Origin of the sequence: Pantoea brenneri (assembly GCF_038594305.1) — a bacterium.
Classification (GTDB): Bacteria; Pseudomonadota; Gammaproteobacteria; order Enterobacterales; family Enterobacteriaceae; genus Pantoea; species Pantoea brenneri.
In genome coordinates this window covers 66065-82374 of the sequence record NZ_JBCGBG010000004.1, presented here as the reverse complement: position 1 = coordinate 82374, position 16310 = coordinate 66065, and the positions used below count along the sequence as shown (strand labels likewise).

Annotated in this window: 16 protein-coding genes; 6 read left to right on the top strand and 10 right to left on the bottom strand. The window is 55.8% G+C overall.

Features of this window, described 5'->3' with window-relative positions:
• The first annotated feature begins 56 nt into the window (after positions 1–56).
• Both AABB92_RS16470 and ppa read left to right on the top strand, forming a co-directional pair.
• Entirely contained in the window at positions 57–506 is a 450-nt protein-coding gene (locus AABB92_RS16470) for a DUF441 domain-containing protein (RefSeq protein ID WP_031376398.1), read from the top strand.
• Between the two features lie 100 nt (positions 507–606).
• A complete protein-coding gene (gene ppa / locus AABB92_RS16465) occupies positions 607–1137 on the top strand; it encodes an inorganic diphosphatase (protein WP_031376399.1) in 531 nt (176 codons plus the stop codon).
• A 59-nt stretch (positions 1138–1196) separates the two neighbouring features.
• On the opposite strand, the gene AABB92_RS16460 is transcribed toward ppa, so the two are convergent.
• Genes AABB92_RS16460 through tamA form a run of 3 tightly spaced genes read right to left on the bottom strand, consistent with a single transcriptional unit; the run spans position 1197 to position 7035 of the window.
• The gene (locus AABB92_RS16460; protein ID WP_031376400.1) at positions 1197–1550 is read right to left on the bottom strand and encodes a gamma-glutamylcyclotransferase family protein; all 354 of its coding nucleotides are present in this window, start codon (positions 1548–1550) and stop codon (positions 1197–1199) included.
• Between the two features lie 2 nt (positions 1551–1552).
• Positions 1553–5323, bottom strand: coding sequence for an autotransporter assembly complex protein TamB (tamB, locus tag AABB92_RS16455; protein WP_046289268.1), 3771 nt, complete (start codon positions 5321–5323; stop codon positions 1553–1555).
• Positions 5320–7035: an autotransporter assembly complex protein TamA gene (gene tamA / locus AABB92_RS16450; RefSeq protein WP_193387673.1), complete on the bottom strand. Its 1716-nt coding sequence runs from the start codon at positions 7033–7035 to the stop codon at positions 5320–5322. Before tamA ends, tamB begins: the two co-directional genes overlap by 4 nt.
• A gap of 521 nt (positions 7036–7556) precedes the next feature.
• Here tamA and paeA point away from each other — a divergent pair.
• Positions 7557–8879, top strand: a complete 1323-nt coding sequence (paeA, locus tag AABB92_RS16445) for a polyamine export protein PaeA (RefSeq protein WP_031376402.1) — start codon at positions 7557–7559, stop codon at positions 8877–8879.
• Positions 8880–9052: 173 nt separating this feature from the next.
• Here the strand turns inward: paeA and AABB92_RS16440 are convergent, their stop codons facing one another.
• On the bottom strand, positions 9053–9259 hold the full coding sequence (locus AABB92_RS16440) for a DUF1107 domain-containing protein (RefSeq protein WP_003855513.1): 207 nt from the start codon (positions 9257–9259) through the stop codon (positions 9053–9055).
• A gap of 315 nt (positions 9260–9574) precedes the next feature.
• On the opposite strand from AABB92_RS16440, the gene AABB92_RS16435 reads away from it, so the two are divergent.
• Positions 9575–10132 carry a YtfJ family protein gene (locus AABB92_RS16435; RefSeq protein ID WP_031376403.1) on the top strand — a complete coding sequence of 186 codons (558 nt, stop codon included), beginning with the start codon at positions 9575–9577 and terminating at the stop codon, positions 10130–10132.
• Positions 10133–10173: 41 nt separating this feature from the next.
• Here the strand turns inward: AABB92_RS16435 and cysQ are convergent, their stop codons facing one another.
• Complete coding sequence (gene cysQ / locus AABB92_RS16430) at positions 10174–10917, bottom strand: 3'(2'),5'-bisphosphate nucleotidase CysQ (protein ID WP_031376404.1); 744 nt, start codon at positions 10915–10917, stop codon at positions 10174–10176.
• A 293-nt stretch (positions 10918–11210) separates the two neighbouring features.
• On the opposite strand from cysQ, the gene AABB92_RS16425 reads away from it, so the two are divergent.
• Positions 11211–13151, top strand: coding sequence for a bifunctional 2',3'-cyclic-nucleotide 2'-phosphodiesterase/3'-nucleotidase (locus tag AABB92_RS16425; RefSeq protein WP_031376405.1), 1941 nt, complete (start codon positions 11211–11213; stop codon positions 13149–13151).
• A gap of 127 nt (positions 13152–13278) precedes the next feature.
• On the opposite strand, the gene bamJ is transcribed toward AABB92_RS16425, so the two are convergent.
• Positions 13279–13899 carry a BamJ family beta-barrel-assembly machinery protein gene (bamJ, locus tag AABB92_RS16420; protein WP_031376406.1) on the bottom strand — a complete coding sequence of 207 codons (621 nt, stop codon included), beginning with the start codon at positions 13897–13899 and terminating at the stop codon, positions 13279–13281.
• Positions 13900–14117: 218 nt separating this feature from the next.
• Here bamJ and AABB92_RS16415 point away from each other — a divergent pair, with 218 nt between their 5' ends.
• On the top strand, positions 14118–14789 hold the full coding sequence (locus tag AABB92_RS16415) for an OapA family protein (protein ID WP_082097609.1): 672 nt from the start codon (positions 14118–14120) through the stop codon (positions 14787–14789).
• A gap of 70 nt (positions 14790–14859) precedes the next feature.
• On the opposite strand, the gene rplI is transcribed toward AABB92_RS16415, so the two are convergent.
• From rplI to rpsF, 4 genes are read right to left on the bottom strand one after another with little or no spacing between them, the layout of a single operon-like run.
• Positions 14860–15309: a 50S ribosomal protein L9 gene (gene rplI / locus AABB92_RS16410; protein ID WP_031376408.1), complete on the bottom strand. Its 450-nt coding sequence runs from the start codon at positions 15307–15309 to the stop codon at positions 14860–14862.
• A 39-nt stretch (positions 15310–15348) separates the two neighbouring features.
• Complete coding sequence (gene rpsR / locus AABB92_RS16405) at positions 15349–15576, bottom strand: 30S ribosomal protein S18 (protein WP_000135199.1); 228 nt, start codon at positions 15574–15576, stop codon at positions 15349–15351.
• A gap of 4 nt (positions 15577–15580) precedes the next feature.
• A complete protein-coding gene (gene priB / locus AABB92_RS16400) occupies positions 15581–15898 on the bottom strand; it encodes a primosomal replication protein N (protein WP_046289269.1) in 318 nt (105 codons plus the stop codon).
• 6 nt (positions 15899–15904) lie between these two features.
• Entirely contained in the window at positions 15905–16300 is a 396-nt protein-coding gene (gene rpsF / locus AABB92_RS16395) for a 30S ribosomal protein S6 (protein WP_031376410.1), read from the bottom strand.
• Positions 16301–16310 lie beyond the last annotated feature (10 nt).

Below are 16310 nucleotides of genomic sequence, written 5' to 3'. Positions count from 1 at the left end.
CCGTTTATGCGCTGGCTGAAGTCCTCAGCGCATCCATTCATTTTCAGGGAGAAACCATGGCTGCTTATGCCTCGACCATTATTCTGATCTGCCTCGCGATTCTGAGTTATTTCGTTCACAACAACGCCGTCACCATCTCCATTCTGGTGCTGCTGGCGATCAAGATTACGCCGCTGGCGCAATTTTTCCCCTACGTAGAGAAGCAGGGCATTACCTTAGGCATCATTATCCTGACCGTGGCGGTGATGGCGCCGCTGGCCAGCGGATCGCTGCCCGCCTCAACCTTGCTCAAATCCTTTGCCAACTGGAAGTCGATCGTGGCGATTCTGGTCGGCATTTTTGTCGCCTGGCTGGGCGGTCGCGGCGTTAACTTTATGAGCGTTCAGCCCTCGGTCATTGGCGGGTTATTGATTGGTACGGTGATTGGCGTGGCGTTTTTCCGCGGCGTGCCGGTCGGACCGCTGATTGCAGCCGGGATTGTTTCGCTGTTTGTCGCGGCAAAGTAGCGTTAGGGTGCATTCCGAAACGCCAAAAAGAGGGCATACTTTCAGAGTCAGTTGGCTATAATAGCCGACACTCAACATACGACTACTGAAGGAATGCCCGATGAGTTTGAACCAGGTGCCAGCAGGTAAAGACCTGCCAGAAGATATCTACGTAATCATTGAGATCCCGGCCAATGCCGATCCGATCAAATATGAAGTTGATAAAGAGTCTGGTGCCCTGTTTGTAGACCGTTTCATGTCTACCGCCATGTTCTATCCGTGCAACTACGGCTACATCAACCACACCCTGTCACTGGATGGTGATCCGGTTGACGTGCTGGTCCCAACGCCATACCCGCTGGAGCCAGGTTCTGTGATCCGCTGCCGTCCGGTTGGCGTGCTGAAAATGACCGACGAGTCTGGCGAAGATGCCAAACTGGTTGCGGTTCCGCACACCAAACTCTCTAAAGAGTACGATCACATTAAAGATGTGAACGACCTGCCAGAACTGCTGCGCGCACAGATCACCCACTTCTTTGAACATTACAAAGATCTGGAAAAAGGCAAATGGGTGAAAGTGGATGGCTGGGATAATGCCGAAGCTGCTAAAGCCGAAATCATCTCCTCTTACGAGCGCGCACAGAAGAAGTAATTCTGCTGTCAGCCGATAAGTCGAAAAAAAAACACCGTCCAACTGGACGGTGTTTTTGTTCAGGCCTCTGGCTCTTCATCACGCTTTAGCCAGTCCCCGCTCATGATACGCTGGCGTCCTGCCACTGAGCGTTGATAAACATAAAGCCATGCGCTGCCAAACGGCGTCTGAATCAGATGACGTTTGTACTCCCCTCCCTTGGTGCGTAACGCATCCAGCTCGCCAAGGGTGGAGGCATCAATGCGGTACACTTCACACTGCACCGCTCCATTGCCTTCAATCACGCCGGGATAATGTCCCAGACTGTAGAGCTCAAAGCCCTCAATCTGGAAATCACCCAGCCATTGCGCATTCGTCATCCAGTGACTGTTTCCCTGTTTGCGCCGTAAACTGCCGTAGACAATTATTCGCATTGCTAAAACTCAAACTGATAGAGCAAATCGAGAGCCTGATCCACACCGGACACGGCTTCCAGATAGAGTTTAGGCATCAGGCGGTAACGCAAGGTTAACGTCGCCAGTGAATCAAATATGCCAACACCGTATTTTACCTGCAGACCCGGTAGTACATAGCCGCTGACCTGCACCTGCTGGCTGTCGCCAACACCGGCAGTATCAAGGGCCAGATTACTGACACCGAATGTCTCGCCGATTTTACCCACAACCTGCCCACTTTGTGCAACCCCTAAGCCAACAAGCGCTGAGGTTAACGCGTTACTGTCGCCGTCGCTGCCGAGTCCCTGACCGCGCAGCAGGTAAGAGAGCGCTTCCTGTTGCGACATCGCCGGATCGGAGAAGACTTCAGCTTTTGGCTCGTCTGCCAGGCCGGTGACGCGCAGTCCGGCGGTGACATCATCTTCAGTCGCCTCCGGGTTACGGATCGCTTCAAGGTTGATGTAAGGCTGGTCAGGCGGTCCGGCAAACTGTAGCTCGCCCTTACGCACAATCAGATCCTGGCCATAGGCGTGGAAACGGCCGGAAGGAATATTGATCTGGCCGTTGAGGCCGAGACCGGATTTGTCCTGCACCAGTTTGAGATCGCCATTAAGCTTCGCTTTCAGTCCGAACGCGGAGAGCCGCACATCATTACCGACGTGGATCACCAAATTGCTGTTGATTGGAATGGCGGCGGTTTGCGGCTGAATCGGCTTGAGGTTCTGATCCAGCATCACTTCATCCGAAGAGACGCCGGTGGCGCTTTCCGGCACTTCCTGCACCGTGATGCGCGCCCAGGGAACATCCACCCGGCCCGACAGGTTAAATGCCGCAGGCGTGGCTTCAAACACCAGATCCGGCGAGACATCCATCCGCACCATCGGCGGCACCGTTACCCGGACCCGGCTGCCCTGCGCCGCTACACGTGCACGCCAGTTATCAAGCTGGCTCCAGTCGGCGTTACCGTTGAGGTTGATATTGCCCTGCGCGGTCTGAATCAGCCCGTTGAGGGTCGAACTCATGCCGTTAAACACCAGATTGAGGTTGGCGGCGGTCAGATCGACCGGCATGAAGCTGCCATCAACATCGACATCAGACAGGCCGAGCTGACCAAACACCTGCGGCTGCTGCACGCTGCCCGCCAGCCGTAAACTGCTGTTCAGGTTGCCTTTGATCTTCTCGCCCTGCATCAATGCCGGGTTCAGCATCGCCAGCGACAGGTTGCGGATATTGACGTTGCCGCCCAGCGTGCGGCGGTTTTCCGGATCGGTGATCTGGACGTTACCATCCAGCTGACCGTTGTTGGCGATGCGGATCAGCCAGTCGAGCTGCGCACGGCCGTCACGCAGCGCCGCATTCAGGTTCAGGGTATCGAAGGCGACGGGCAGCGTATTGCCCTGCACATCCTGCTGAACTTTGACGCCGTTACCCTTCAGCGACACCGTACCGGTTGGCAGGCCTTCGCCGGCACGCCAGTTAACCCGCACGTCACCGCTGAACACGCCGCTGAGCTGGGTCGCATCAGGCATGAACGGTTTAACCATCGCCAGATCAAAGCGATTCAGTACCACGTGCGCCTTGCCGCTCGGACCGGCTTCCACCGGTTCCGGTACGCAGAGCTGGGCATTCGGGTTCTGCCAGCAGTGCGGCCCGATGGTGGCGGTCTGTTTGCTATTGAGGTAGTCGATAGCCATCGCCCGCGTCAGTCGCCATTCTCCTACCGGGGTATCGAAGCGGGTATTGTTCAGTTCGCCTTTCCAGCGCTGCGCCTGGCGGTCAAAGCTGCCGTTCAGCGCCAGCTGACCTGACACCGGCTCGCCCTGCACATTGAGCTTCAGCTGATGCTGATGCTCGTTGCCGTCGGCATTCAGGGTCAGCAGGTTAATGCTGAGCGCATCCTGCTTCAGCTGTTCGACGCGCAACTGCAGCTTGCCGGCCACCTGCTCGCCGGAGCGGACATCACCGTTCAGCGTGACGCGGTTAATCTGCATCTGCTGCCAGCGCAGGCCACGGGCATTGAGATCGGCCAGCAGCTGCGGCGCGCTCAGGGTGCCACGCGCTTTAATCGTTCCGTTGACCACGCCGCCCAGGCCCGGCAGCGCATTGTCGAGCTGAGGCGCGTCGATGCTGGCATCAAGATCCAGCTGCTCACCCAAAGCGCCCTTCACATCCAGATGATTACGACCCAGCGCCAGTTTAATGCCGGGTATCTTCCACTGGTTGTAGCTGTTGCCGGTGAGCGAGCCATCCGCCGTGACCGCATTCTGCTTCACATTCCCTTTCAGCTGTAGCTGCGGCACGCTTAACTGCCAGCTTCCGCCGTAGAGACTGCCGCGGGTAGTAATTTTGCCATCCAGCCGGGCGGGCCAGTCGGGATACTGCTGAGCGGTATTGATGCCGGCCAGCGTCAGTTCACTGCGCCAGCTGATCGCCTTACTCCAGTCGACCAGCGCAGTCAGATCGATATTGCCCTGCAATGCCGCGATGCGCAGTTTATCGAGGCTGAACTGCTCGACGTTACCTTTACCCGTCAGTGAAATGTTCGCCGGCGGCACCGTTTCCCCTTTCACCGCGGTACGCAGCGACATGACGTAGTCGGTCGCTTTGCCTTTGAACTGGTAGTCGAGGTTATCGGCCTGGTACTGCACCGCACCGGTTAAAGGCCAGCGCAGCTGTGGGCTGGTGAGCCGCAGCGACAGCGGCAAACCCGCCACCGCCAGCTGGGTAGTAGCATCGAGCTGTGCTTTCACCGGACCGGAAAGGTTGAGCGCCAGCTTCAGCTCATCGCGCATGGCACCGTTAAGCTTCAGCGCGATTTTTTCGCCTTTGATCGGATCGGTATTCACGTCACCGTTAAGGGTGAAATCGACCGGCCAGTTATCCGCCAGCGTGGCCTGGCCGCTGCCGTTCAGCTTGCCGAGGTTCGAGTCCACCTCCAGCGTGCTGAGCTGCATCTGGCGGTCAGCGGTTTTGGATTTCAGCAGCAGCCGACCGATCGCAATGTCGGTGTCGCCGGTGATGCGCAGCTGTTCGCCAAGGATCTGCTGCACATCAATATCCAGCGGCAAGCGGAAATCGGGTAACGCCGGCAGCAGCGGTTGCGCGAACATCGCCTGCAGGGTTTCACCCAGCGGCTTCTCCGCCGGTTTCGGCTGCTGCACTTTCGGTTGTACCACCTGCTCGTCAGCAACCTGCGCCGCTTTCGGCAGGGCAATCAGCAGGCTTTGAATATGGGTCGGATTAAGCGTCAGCGCGCGATCCTGCCACTGCAGGCCGGTGGTGAAATCCAGCAGCGAGATGGCGGTGTCATCAACTTTCACATTGATATTGTGCAGGCCGAGATGCCGCAGGGTGATTGGATAAGGCGTGCTGAGGTTGGCGTTGCCGCTCTCCTCTTCCGGCGGCGGCTCGCTGGCCGGCGTCATTTTCTTACTGTCGACCACCACGCTGATATCGCTCAGCGAAACATCGTTCACGCAGACCGATGAGTGCAGCAGACAGTTGAGATCGACGGCGAGGTGAATCTGACCGGCATCGACGCTGACGCCGGGCATCTCATAACGCAATCCGCTCAGGGTCAGATTACGCCAGCCACCATCGACCTGCTTGATCGATAAGCCCGGCACCCAGCGTGAGGCACCGTTTAGCAGCAGATGTAAACCGGGCGTGGTGCCGACTAAAAACGCCACGCCGCCTAATAGCAGCACCAGAAAAATCAGAATGCCGATCAGGACCTTTTTCCACAGCTTCATAGTTCAGGCCCCAGTCCTATGTAAAATTGCAATCCATGTTCCTCGTCATCCCCAATCGGTCGGGCGATATCCAGCTTGATCGGCCCCACCGGTGAAGACCAGCGCACGCCGAAGCCGGCGCCGGTTTTAACATTACTCTGTTTGATATCGTTGACCGCTTCGCCCGAGTCGACAAAGACCGCTCCCCACCATTTGCCGCTGACGTTGTACTGATATTCCAGCGATCCGGTGGCGAGCTTAGAGGCACCGGTCAGTTTGCCGTCCTCATCGCGTGGTGAGATGTCTTTGTATTTGTAACCGCGAATGCTGCGGTCGCCGCCCGCGAAGAAGCGGAGATCCGGCGGGACTTTTTCGAAGTCGTTGGTTTCGATCCAGCCGACATTGCCGCGCGCGACAAAACGGTGTTTATCACCGAGCGTGCGGATCCAGACGTTCTGCGCCTGCAGAATCAGGAAATCGACATCCGAACCCCAGGTGGTATCAGAAACATCCACCGAGTAGCGCTGTGTGTCGCCCCAGGTCGGCATTAAGCCGCCGCGTGAGCGGGTTCGGTTCACGCTGACGCCAGGATAGAGCAGCATGGTGGTGTTGGTGACGCTGCCCTGGGTAAAGTGGTCCAGGCTCCAGCGCAGGTTAATCGCTTTCTGCCAGCCACTGCTGCTGTCCCAGTTGCGCGACATCGCCAGCGTGGTGGTATCGGCTTTGGTATCGTTGAGGTCGGTGCGCTTCAGGCCACCGGAGAAGGTGTAATACTGCTCCAGCGGGCTTTTCAGCAGCGGAACTTTATAGCTCAGATCGACCTGCTGCTCCGGCGCTGAAACATAGGCGCTGGCTGCCAGACTGTGGCCGCGATCGTTGATCCACGGTTTTTTCCAGGTGCCTTTCAGGCGCGGTCCGACATCCGTCGAGTAGCCTACCCCGGTTTCAATGGTGTTTTCGGTACGCGGCGACATCACCGCATTGAGCGGCAGAACTTTGGTTTCGCGGCCCTGTTTAAACTCCGGGGCCACTACCACTGAGTTAAACCAGCCGGTGGCGGAGAGACGGCGGTTCAGCTCGGCTAAATCGCGGGAGGTGTAATAGTCGCCCTGCTTAAAGGGCACCAGATTTTGCAGATACTCCTCGCGAATTTGCGAGCCTTCAAAGCTGACATCGCCAAAGCGGTAACGCTGACCACTGTCGTAATCAATATCCCAGAACGCTTCGCGCCGTTCGATCGATACGCCTAACTGGCTTTTCTTAAAGTTGCCATCGAAGTAACCATTGCGCAGAGCAAGATTAGAAAAACCACTTTTGAATTTATCATACTGACCGTGGTTAAGCTGGGTGCCTACTTTGGGCCGTCCCTGCGCTACCCAGGCTTTATAGTCGGCATCGTTACGTGCATCGCCTTCTATGACGATGCTGCTGCCGCCAATTTTAACCGGTTCGCCGGGCGTGACCCGCGCCACCAATACCGGACGACCGCCTTTTGGCGGCGCAGGACGGGATTCAAAGTCAATCTCCGGCTCATAATAGCCGAGCGCGCGCAGCCCCTCTTTTATCGCTACCGAAACGCGTGCGCGAAAGCGGCCGTCGTTCGAGACTTCATCGTTGCCGATGGTCGACAGGCGCGCCCTGACGTTTTTTTGCAAATCCCCGGTTAAACCTTCTACCTGTAATCGTACCGTTGCCGCCTCAAGGGCGGGCGCGGCAAGCAGCAGGCTGGCCATGCAATAAACATGAAATCGTGGCACCTGTACTCCTGTTAAACATGCCGGCCCCTTTTCCGCGGGGCACTTATTAATCATCTTTGCCTGCGCTAGCGCGACGGCAACACCCTCATAATAGCCGCACTTTATGCTAATCGGCGGCGTAAAATCGACTTCTAAGTCAAATGCCCGGTTATTGTCGGTAAATGACGCGGGCGATACAACCGCTGTGGAGAGGAATGATTGTCGCCGCTGGCTTCACTCGGATTAATCTGAACCAAGACCGCGCCGGACCGGACAGCTCTCCGCGCGTCAACAGGGCGTTTGCCCTCTGGCGGCCCGGTGATAGCACCTGCTATAATCTGCCACCACAGGCATTTCGCCTGTTTTCATTTCTGCCCCGACATTGTCCTTTCCTGTCGAACTGGCGCAGACATTTTTGGCACGGATAGCCCTGTTTGACGGGTAAGCAGATCAGTTACGATCTCACCTGTACGCTGCCCAGGCCAAAAATGACAAGTGGATAACCCTTTGGATCTCTTATGTTAGATAGCTTACTTGTCATCCTGTTACTGATCGTAATCAGTGCATTTTTTTCCCTGTCGGAAATCTCGCTGGCGGCCGCCCGCAAGATCAAACTCAAACTGCTGGCGGATGAGGGCAATATCAACGCGCAACGCGTGTTGAAAATGCAGGAAACGCCGGGCATGTTCTTTACCGTGGTGCAAATTGGTCTGAACGCCGTGGCTATTCTCGGCGGTATTGTCGGCGATGCGGCTTTTTCGCCGGCGTTCAGCAGCCTGTTTAACCGCTTTGTCGCACCAGAACTGGCGGAGCAGCTCAGTTTCATCTGCTCGTTCACCATCGTCACCAGCCTGTTTATCCTTTTCGCCGACTTAACGCCAAAACGGGTCGGTATGATCGCCCCGGAAACCATCGCTCTGCGCATCATTAACCCTATGCGCTTCTGCCTGCTGTTAATGCGTCCGCTGGTGTGGCTGTTTAACGGTCTGGCTAACGTCTTCTTTCGCATCTTCAAACTGCCGATGGTGCGCAAAGACGATATCACCTCTGACGATATCTATGCGGTGGTGGAAGCCGGTGCGCTGGCCGGTGTGCTGCGTAAACAGGAGCATGAGTTAATCGAGAACGTGTTTGAACTGGAGTCACGTACCGTTCCATCGTCGATGACCTCACGCGAAAACATCGTCTGGTTTGACCTGCATGAAGATGAAACCAGCCTTAAAACCAAAATCGCCCAACATCCACACTCTAAATTCCTGGTGTGCAGCGGCGATATCGATCATATCGTCGGTTACGTTGACTCAAAAGAACTGCTGCTGCGGGTGCTGGGAAATCAGAGTATGGCGCTGAACAGCGGCTTGCAGATCCGTTCTGCGCTGATTGTGCCGGATACGCTTACGCTGTCTGAAGCGCTGGAGAGTTTCAAAACCGCCGGTGAAGACTTCGCGGTGATCATGAATGAATATGCACTGGTGGTTGGCATCATCACCCTGAATGACGTGATGACCACGCTGATGGGCGACCTGGTCGGTCAGGGCATGGAAGAGCAGATTGTGGCGCGTGATGAGAATTCATGGCTGGTGGAAGGCGGTACGCCGATTGATGATGTGATGCGGGTACTGGACATCGATGACTTCCCGCAGTCAGGCAATTACGAAACCATCGGCGGCTTTATGATGTATATGCTGCGTAAAATTCCCAAGCGTACCGACTTCGTGAAGTTTGCCGGTTATAAATTTGAAGTGGTGGACATTGATAGTTACCGCATCGACCAGTTACTGGTGACCCGCATTGATGAGCGGCCGCCGGTGCTGAATATGACCAAGAGCGAAGAAGAGTAGAATGGCTAAGCGCCTGGCCTGTCAGGCGTAATGGTTGCAGGCAGTCTGGACAGGGACAGCGCGGAGCAAGCAGGGGGTACAGGTAGTACGTGAGGATTGTGAGCATGAGCGGCGCTCAGACTGAGCCTGCCCTGCCTGGATAAACACTAAGGGCGCCATCGGCGCCCTTTTGATTAGTTGAACTCAAGTTTCAGACGAACGACCTGGCGGTTAATTTCTGACATCACGCTCAGGTGCTGTTTGTCTTTGACGCGCGGGATTAACACTTTCCCTTTATCAAACTCAAACGCGCCGACATCCTTGATATACAACCTTCCTTTGAACAGCGTTTTTACATATTTCGCTATTTGCAGCGGATTATAGCGCTGGAAGATCTTCATACTGATTAACTCCTGTACAATTTTAAGCACGCTTCGCCGTTTCCAAAATAGGTACGAGCCCATGAAGCGCGAATTCGGGATAAACTATAGAACACTCAGCGCTGCTGATGTTCCGAAAAATGAATTTTTTTACTGAGTTGACACATCATTACAGAAGACTCTGTTATTACGCTCACACAACGCAGTATAAACCTTCAGTCGTTAAGGAATTGTGCTGCTGATAACAAACCTGACACCTTTCCAGGACAGCAGCATCATCCCCGCCTACTATTGCAATAAAATGACTAACTGGTCTGATCACTTAAGGAAACAGCGATGCGAATCACTCTGGCAGCGATAGTTTTGTCGTTACTGATACCGGCAAGCGTTATGGCGCATGATTTGAAGCAGGATGCGCGCGTACCGGCCGTCGGCGTGAATGACAAAGGTGAGCTGTTATTGCAGCAGGATAAGTTTAGCTATAAAAACTGGAACAGTGCGCAGCTGAGCGGGAAAGTTCGCGTGATTCAGCATATTGCCGGGCGTTCATCAGCCAAACAAATGAATGCGGCATTAGTTGAAGCGATCAAAGCCGCGAAGCTGCCGCATGATCGCTATCAGACCACCACCATCGTCAATACGGATGACGCGATTCCAGGGACCGGCATGTTTGTCCGCAGCAGCATTGAGAGCAATAAGCAGCAGTATCCGTGGTCACAATTCATCGTTGACGACAAAGGCAATGTGCAGCGTGCCTGGCAGCTGCAACAGGGCGGCTCCGCCATCGTGGTGCTGGATAAACGCGGCACGGTGAAATTTGTTAAGGATGGGCCGTTGACGCAGGAAGAAGTGCAGCAGGTGGTGACGCTGGTGACCTCCCTGCTGGCGCAGTAGCGGTTGCAGAGTGGCGGGAGGCGAGCCTCCCGCTTAACCGGTTAGAACAGCGAGACGCGGAAGCCGGGATTGAGGAAGGATTCACGCGGCGCGTAATCCAGGGTTTTGCCCTGCCAGTCGTGTACATGGGCACCCGCTGCCATCGCCACCGCGTGGCCTGCGCCGGTATCCCAGATGTTGGTCGGCCCGAAGCGCGGATAGAGCTGGGCTTTGCCTTCCGCCACCAGGCAGAACTTCAGCGATGAACCGGTTGCCACAGTCTGATGTTCACCCAGCTGTTTCAGATACTGCTTCATCTCATCATCGTCGCCGTGTGAGCGGCTCACCACCACCAGCGGTGGCCGGGCGTCACGCGCATGAATCTGTTCACGGTGGCCCCCCTCTTCTTTCCAGGCTTTGCCTTCCGCGGCAGAGTACATTACCCCCAGCGCGGGTGCATAGACCACGCCCAGCACCGGCTTGCCGGCGTCAATCAGCGCAATATTGACGGTGAACTCGCCGTTACGCTTGATGAACTCTTTGGTGCCATCAAGCGGATCGACCAGCCAGTAGCGCTGCCAGTGCTGACGCACCTCCCAGGCCGGTGGGTCCTCTTCTGACAGAACCGGTACTTCAGGCGAAAGCTGCGCCAGACCGTTGACGATCACCTGATGCGCGGCGATATCGGCAGCGGTGACCGGCGAGTCATCCGATTTGTGAGAAACGTCAAGCGGCGCGGCGTCGTTGTAAACCTGCATAATCGCGTCGCCCGCTTCGCGTGCCAGTTGGCAAATTTGCTCTAACATTTTTCACCTCGTTGTGTCCATCTGCTGCACGTTCAGTTCAACGCCTGATGGTTACATTTTAGCAGTTCCGCTCCGCCAGCCGATTGTACGGCGGCAGCACGGAGCAATTTATAGATATATCAATACCATAGTTACCTGTTTATCGCCACGCCTGCTGGCCCCGCCACAGTCTGAAAGCCGTTGTCCGCTGACCGATGCGCCAAAACGATACATCCATCACGATTTAAACTGACCACTCATCAGGCTTTTACATTATTTTGAGAGCCTTAACTTATCTGGCAGCAGGAGCAAGCATGTTTAAGCCTGGAATGATGTTACTGGCCCTGAGCGTTTCCGTCGCCGCGCAGGCGGCAACGGTCGATTTGCGGATACTCGAGACCACCGATCTGCACAGTAACATGATGGATTTCGACTACTACAAAGATACCCCGACCGAGAAATTCGGCCTGGTCCGGACCGCCACGCTGATCCATGCGGCGCGCCAGCAGGTTAAAAACAGCGTGCTGGTCGATAATGGCGACATCATCCAGGGTAGCCCGCTCGGCGATTATATGGCGGCCAAAGGGCTTAGCGCGGGCGAGATCCATCCGGTTTATAAAGCGCTTAACACTCTCGACTACAGCGTCGGTAATCTGGGTAATCACGAGTTTAACTATGGCCTGCCTTACCTGAAAAAAGCGCTGGCTGGCGCACGCTTTCCTTATGTCAACGCCAACGTTATTGACAGCAAAAGTGGCAAGCCGCTGTTCACCCCCTACCTGATTAAATCGACCGAGGTGGTAGATCGTGACGGCAAAACGCAGACGGTGAAGATTGGCTACATCGGCTTTGTGCCGCCACAGATCATGGTGTGGGATAAAGCCAATCTGCAGGGTAAAGTGCGGGTGGATGACATCACTGAAACCGCCCGCCGCTACGTACCTGAAATGCGCGCCAGGGGTGCCGATATCATCGTTGCTATTCCCCACTCCGGCCTGAGCAGCGAGCCGTATCATGCGCTGGCGGAAAACTCGGTTTACTACCTTAGCCAGGTTAAAGGCATCAACGCCATTATGTTTGGCCATGCGCATGCGGTATTCCCGGGCAGTGATTTCGCCAGTATCAAAGGGGCGGATATCGCCCAGGGGACGCTGAACGGCATTCCAGCCGTGATGCCCGGCATGTGGGGCGATCATCTGGGTGTGGTCGATCTGGTGCTGGATAATGACGGCGGACGCTGGCAGGTCAGCAGCGGCAAAGCCGAGGCGCGGCCGATTTATGATACCGCAGCGAAAAAGTCATTAGCGGCGGAAGATCCGGCGCTGGTGAAGGTGCTGGCTGACGATCATCGTGCTACGCGGGCATTTGTGGCCAAGCCGATCGGCAAATCCGCCGATGTGATGTACAGCTATCTGTCACTGGTGCAGGACGATCCGACCGTGCAGATCGTGAATAATGCGCAGCGCGCCTACGTTGAACATTTCATTCAGGGCGATCCGGATCTGGGTCGTCTGCCGGTCCTCTCTGCGGCAGCACCGTTTAAAGCGGGTGGCCGCAAGAACGATCCGGCCAGCTACGTTGAAGTTGAGAAAGGAGCGCTGACCTTCCGCAATGCCGCCGATCTCTATCTTTATCCGAATACCCTGGTGGTGATGAAAATCAGCGGCGCGCAGGTCAAAGAATGGCTGGAATGTTCGGCGGGCCAGTTCAATCAGATCGATCCGCACAGCAGCAAAACCCAGTCGCTGATCAACTGGGATTTCCGTACCTACAACTTTGACGTAATTGACGGGGTTAATTATCAGATCGATGTGACCCAGCTAGCGCGTTATGACGCTGAGTGTCAGCTGATTCATCCGCAGGCGTCGCGCATTCGCCAGCTGAGCTGGCAGGGCAAGCCGATCGATCCGCAGGCAACCTTCCTGGTGGCAACCAACAACTATCGCGCTTACGGCGGCAAGTTTGCCGGTACCGGCGATAAGTATATTGCCTTCGCCTCACCGGATGAGAACCGTTCCGTGGTGGCCGCCTATATCAGTGCGGAAACCAAAAAACAGGGCGAAGTCAGGCCGCAGGCGGACAATAACTGGCGTCTGGCGCCGATTGCCTCTGCCACGCCGCTGGATATTCGCTTTGAAACCGCGCCAGGCGATAAAGCGACCCACTTTATTCAGCAGCACGCACAGTATCCGCTCCAGCCAAAGGGCACGGATGCGATCGGTTTTGCTCTCTGGCAGGTAAATTTACAGCAGTAAGAAGCAAGAGGCAGCGGCGGGCAGAACCGCCGCTGGCGTTCCCCTTGTCCGGCACGCTGACAGATGCTCAGGTCAGGCCCGCGAGGGGACGCAACGCTGCCCCCACAAGGGGAGCAGCGCCGGGGTATTACAGGATTTCCAGCAGCTCTACTTCAAAAATCAGGGTGCTGAATGGCGGGATAGAGGCACCGGCACCACGTTCGCCGTACGCGAGGTTGTGTGGGATCACCAGTTCCCATTTTGAGCCAACCGGCATCAGGGTCAGCGCTTCAATCCAGCCCGCGATCACGCCGCTGACCGGGAATTCTGCTGGCTCACCACGTGCTACGGAGCTATCGAACACGCTGCCGTCAATCAGTTTACCGGTGTAGTGCACACGTACGCGATCCTGGCGGGAAGGGATAGGACCTTCGCCCTGGGTGATGACGCTGAACTGCAGGCCGGATTCGGTGCTGCTCACGCCTTCACGCTGCGCATGTTCCAGCAGGAATGCCTGACCTTCTGCCGCCATCGCTTCGGTGCGCTCACGGCGCACGCCTTCTGCGCGTTCATGCACTTCACGCAGTGCGCGATGAACCACATCAACCGGTACCGCCGGCGAGTTCCCTTCCAGCGCGTCGCGCAGGCCCGCGAGCAGTGCTTCTGGCTGCAGCCCCTGCAGACCAGATTCCAGCAACTGCTGGCCAACCTGTAAACCAATACCGTAACTTGCTTGTGCTTCGACGCTGTCGAAAGAAGGGGTAGTCATCTTCGTTCCTTTCACTCTCGGATAAATTCGAACCGGCAGCATAGCAGTGCAGGCCGCTGGCGTAAAATGCCCTGCATCGCAGATGACTTTTCGCGGCGAAAGAGAAACAATACCCCCGTCAAATTTATCAATGCTGGCAGGCACTTCGCGCCGGTATTGCCCATACTATAACTGTTGACGGAATTACGCCGTCTGTTGCACACCAAAAGAGAGAACACATGGGCCAGATCGCCCCACGACGCCGCAGGACGCGCGCAACGCGTATTGTATCCCGGCTGCAAACCTGGCTGGCCGCACGCAAGCCGCAGCAACCCGCTGGAGAGGAGGAACCACGAATGGCTTCAGACGCGTCATCACGGCTACCGACATGGCTTCATCGTATCTGGCATGTTACCGACCACATCGGCTGGATGGACCCGCTGCCTGCGCCGCATCGCCGTGGCATTGTTATCGCGCTGCTGGTGATGCTGCTGGCGTTTCTCTGGCCGGTCAGTACACCGCGCTATCCGGTGGAGCGTCCGGTTACGCCGTCCGCTGAGAAAGAGGTGCCGATGCAGGCGGATATTTATGACAACAAAGCCGACTCATCCTCTTCTCAGCCGCAGCCGACGCCAAAAGCGGATTCACAGGGAGAGTGGCGCAACTATACGGTCGCTTCAGGCCAGACGCTGGCCCAGCTGTTTCGTGACAACAGTCTGCCGGTAAATGATGTGTTTGCGATGGCGCGAGTGGAAGGCAGCGATCAGCCGCTGAGTTCACTGAAAAGCGGTCAGCAGGTCAAAATCCGTCAGGACGCACAGGGCGCAGTGACCGGACTGACGATAGAGGGCGCTAACGGCCCGGTGCTGTTTACGCGTCAGCCGGATGGCAGCTTTATCCGCGCGCAATAGCGTTCAGGCGGCAATAAAAACAAAAACGCCGGCACAAGGCCGGCGTTCCCGCAGTGCTCAGTAATAAAAATTACTCAGCAACGATATTCACGATCAGTTTCGCGAATACTTCACTGTGAACCTGGAAGTTCACTTCGTGCTCACCGGTGGTGCGCAGAACGCCGTTCGGCAGACGAACTTCGCTCTTAGCCACTTCAACGCCAGCTGCAGAAACTGCATCAGCGATGTCGCGGGTACCGATAGAACCGAACAGTTTACCTTCGTCGCCTGCTTTAGACGCGATGGTTACGGTGCCCAGTGCATTGATTTTCTCAGCGCGTGCATTTGCTGCAGACAGAACGTCGGACAGTTTAGCTTCCAGTTCTGCACGGCGTGCTTCGAAGAATTCAACGTTTTTCCTGGTAGCAGGCACAGCTTTGCCCTGTGGTACCAGGAAGTTACGAGCGTAGCCCGCTTTAACGTTAACCTGATCACCCAGGCTGCCCAGGTTTGCTACTTTATCAAGCAGAATAACTTGCATTACCTTATCCTCTTAAAGTCGTTAATGGACAGTTGCCGATTACTGATGACGATCAGTGTACGGCAGCAGAGACAGGTAACGCGCGCGCTTGATAGCACGAGCCAGCTGACGCTGGTATTTTGCGCGAGTACCAGTGATACGGCTTGGTACGATCTTGCCGCTTTCAGTGATGTAGTTTTTCAGCGTTGCGATATCTTTATAATCGATCTCTTGAACGCCTTCCGCGGTGAAACGGCAGAACTTGCGACGACGGAAATAACGTGCCATTTGGCTAGTCTCCAGAATCTATCAATTCAATCTGCTCGGCATGTAACACCATTTTGCTCTGGCCATTGCGTGCCTGATGGCAGCTAATGAAACCGTCGAGTATGAGTTGCGTGCCGACCGTTATATGTTGAGTAATCACCTGATGGGCAGTGCCGCTGATAATCACCGGCATACGACACCAGGCTTGCCGGTGAAACCCGGCCTCCTCCTGCACTGAGCGGTGCTCAAGCACAAACTGACAGTGCGGAATTCCTGACGGGCTAATTTTTCGAACCGGCGTCTTGCACACCGTGCCAGACAAGCGCAGTCGATTAACCGTCACGATGGATTACTCTTCAGAATCCCCAGCATCTGAGTCATCAGCGGATTCGTTAGCAAAATCTTCGCGGCGCTCACGACGCTCGTCTTTCGCTTTAACCATCGGTGATGCTTCAGTTACCGCGTTTTTAACGCGCATAACCATGCTACGGATAACGGCGTCGTTGAAGCGGAAGTTCGTTTCCAGCTCATCGATCGCTTCCTGCGGCGCTTCAACGTTCAGCAGAACGTAGTGCGCTTTGTGCAGTTTGTTGATCGGGTAAGCCAGCTGACGGCGGCCCCAGTCTTCCAGACGGTGAATCGTGCCCTGTGCACCAGTGATGGCACCAGTGTAACGCTCGATCATGCCTGGAACCTGTTCGCTCTGGTCAGGATGGACCATAAATACGATTTCGTAATGACGCATCGAAATTGCT

Bases quoted from the DNA above. Each gene is read 5' to 3' on its own strand.
- AABB92_RS16470 (WP_031376398.1), top strand. From the start codon at position 57: ATGGCTGCTTATGCCTCGACCATTATTCTGATCTGCCTCGCGATTCTG.
- ppa (WP_031376399.1), top strand. From the start codon at position 607: ATGAGTTTGAACCAGGTGCCAGCAGGTAAAGACCTGCCAGAAGATATC.
- AABB92_RS16460 (WP_031376400.1), bottom strand. From the start codon at position 1,550: ATGCGAATAATTGTCTACGGCAGTTTACGGCGCAAACAGGGAAACAGT.
- tamB (WP_046289268.1), bottom strand. From the start codon at position 5,323: ATGAAGCTGTGGAAAAAGGTCCTGATCGGCATTCTGATTTTTCTGGTG.
- tamA (WP_193387673.1), bottom strand. From the start codon at position 7,035: ATGGCCAGCCTGCTGCTTGCCGCGCCCGCCCTTGAGGCGGCAACGGTA.
- paeA (WP_031376402.1), top strand. From the start codon at position 7,557: ATGTTAGATAGCTTACTTGTCATCCTGTTACTGATCGTAATCAGTGCA.
- AABB92_RS16440 (WP_003855513.1), bottom strand. From the start codon at position 9,259: ATGAAGATCTTCCAGCGCTATAATCCGCTGCAAATAGCGAAATATGTA.
- AABB92_RS16435 (WP_031376403.1), top strand. From the start codon at position 9,575: ATGCGAATCACTCTGGCAGCGATAGTTTTGTCGTTACTGATACCGGCA.
- cysQ (WP_031376404.1), bottom strand. From the start codon at position 10,917: ATGTTAGAGCAAATTTGCCAACTGGCACGCGAAGCGGGCGACGCGATT.
- AABB92_RS16425 (WP_031376405.1), top strand. From the start codon at position 11,211: ATGTTTAAGCCTGGAATGATGTTACTGGCCCTGAGCGTTTCCGTCGCC.
- bamJ (WP_031376406.1), bottom strand. From the start codon at position 13,899: ATGACTACCCCTTCTTTCGACAGCGTCGAAGCACAAGCAAGTTACGGT.
- AABB92_RS16415 (WP_082097609.1), top strand. From the start codon at position 14,118: ATGGGCCAGATCGCCCCACGACGCCGCAGGACGCGCGCAACGCGTATT.
- rplI (WP_031376408.1), bottom strand. From the start codon at position 15,309: ATGCAAGTTATTCTGCTTGATAAAGTAGCAAACCTGGGCAGCCTGGGT.
- rpsR (WP_000135199.1), bottom strand. From the start codon at position 15,576: ATGGCACGTTATTTCCGTCGTCGCAAGTTCTGCCGTTTCACCGCGGAA.
- rpsF (WP_031376410.1), bottom strand. From the start codon at position 16,300: ATGCGTCATTACGAAATCGTATTTATGGTCCATCCTGACCAGAGCGAA.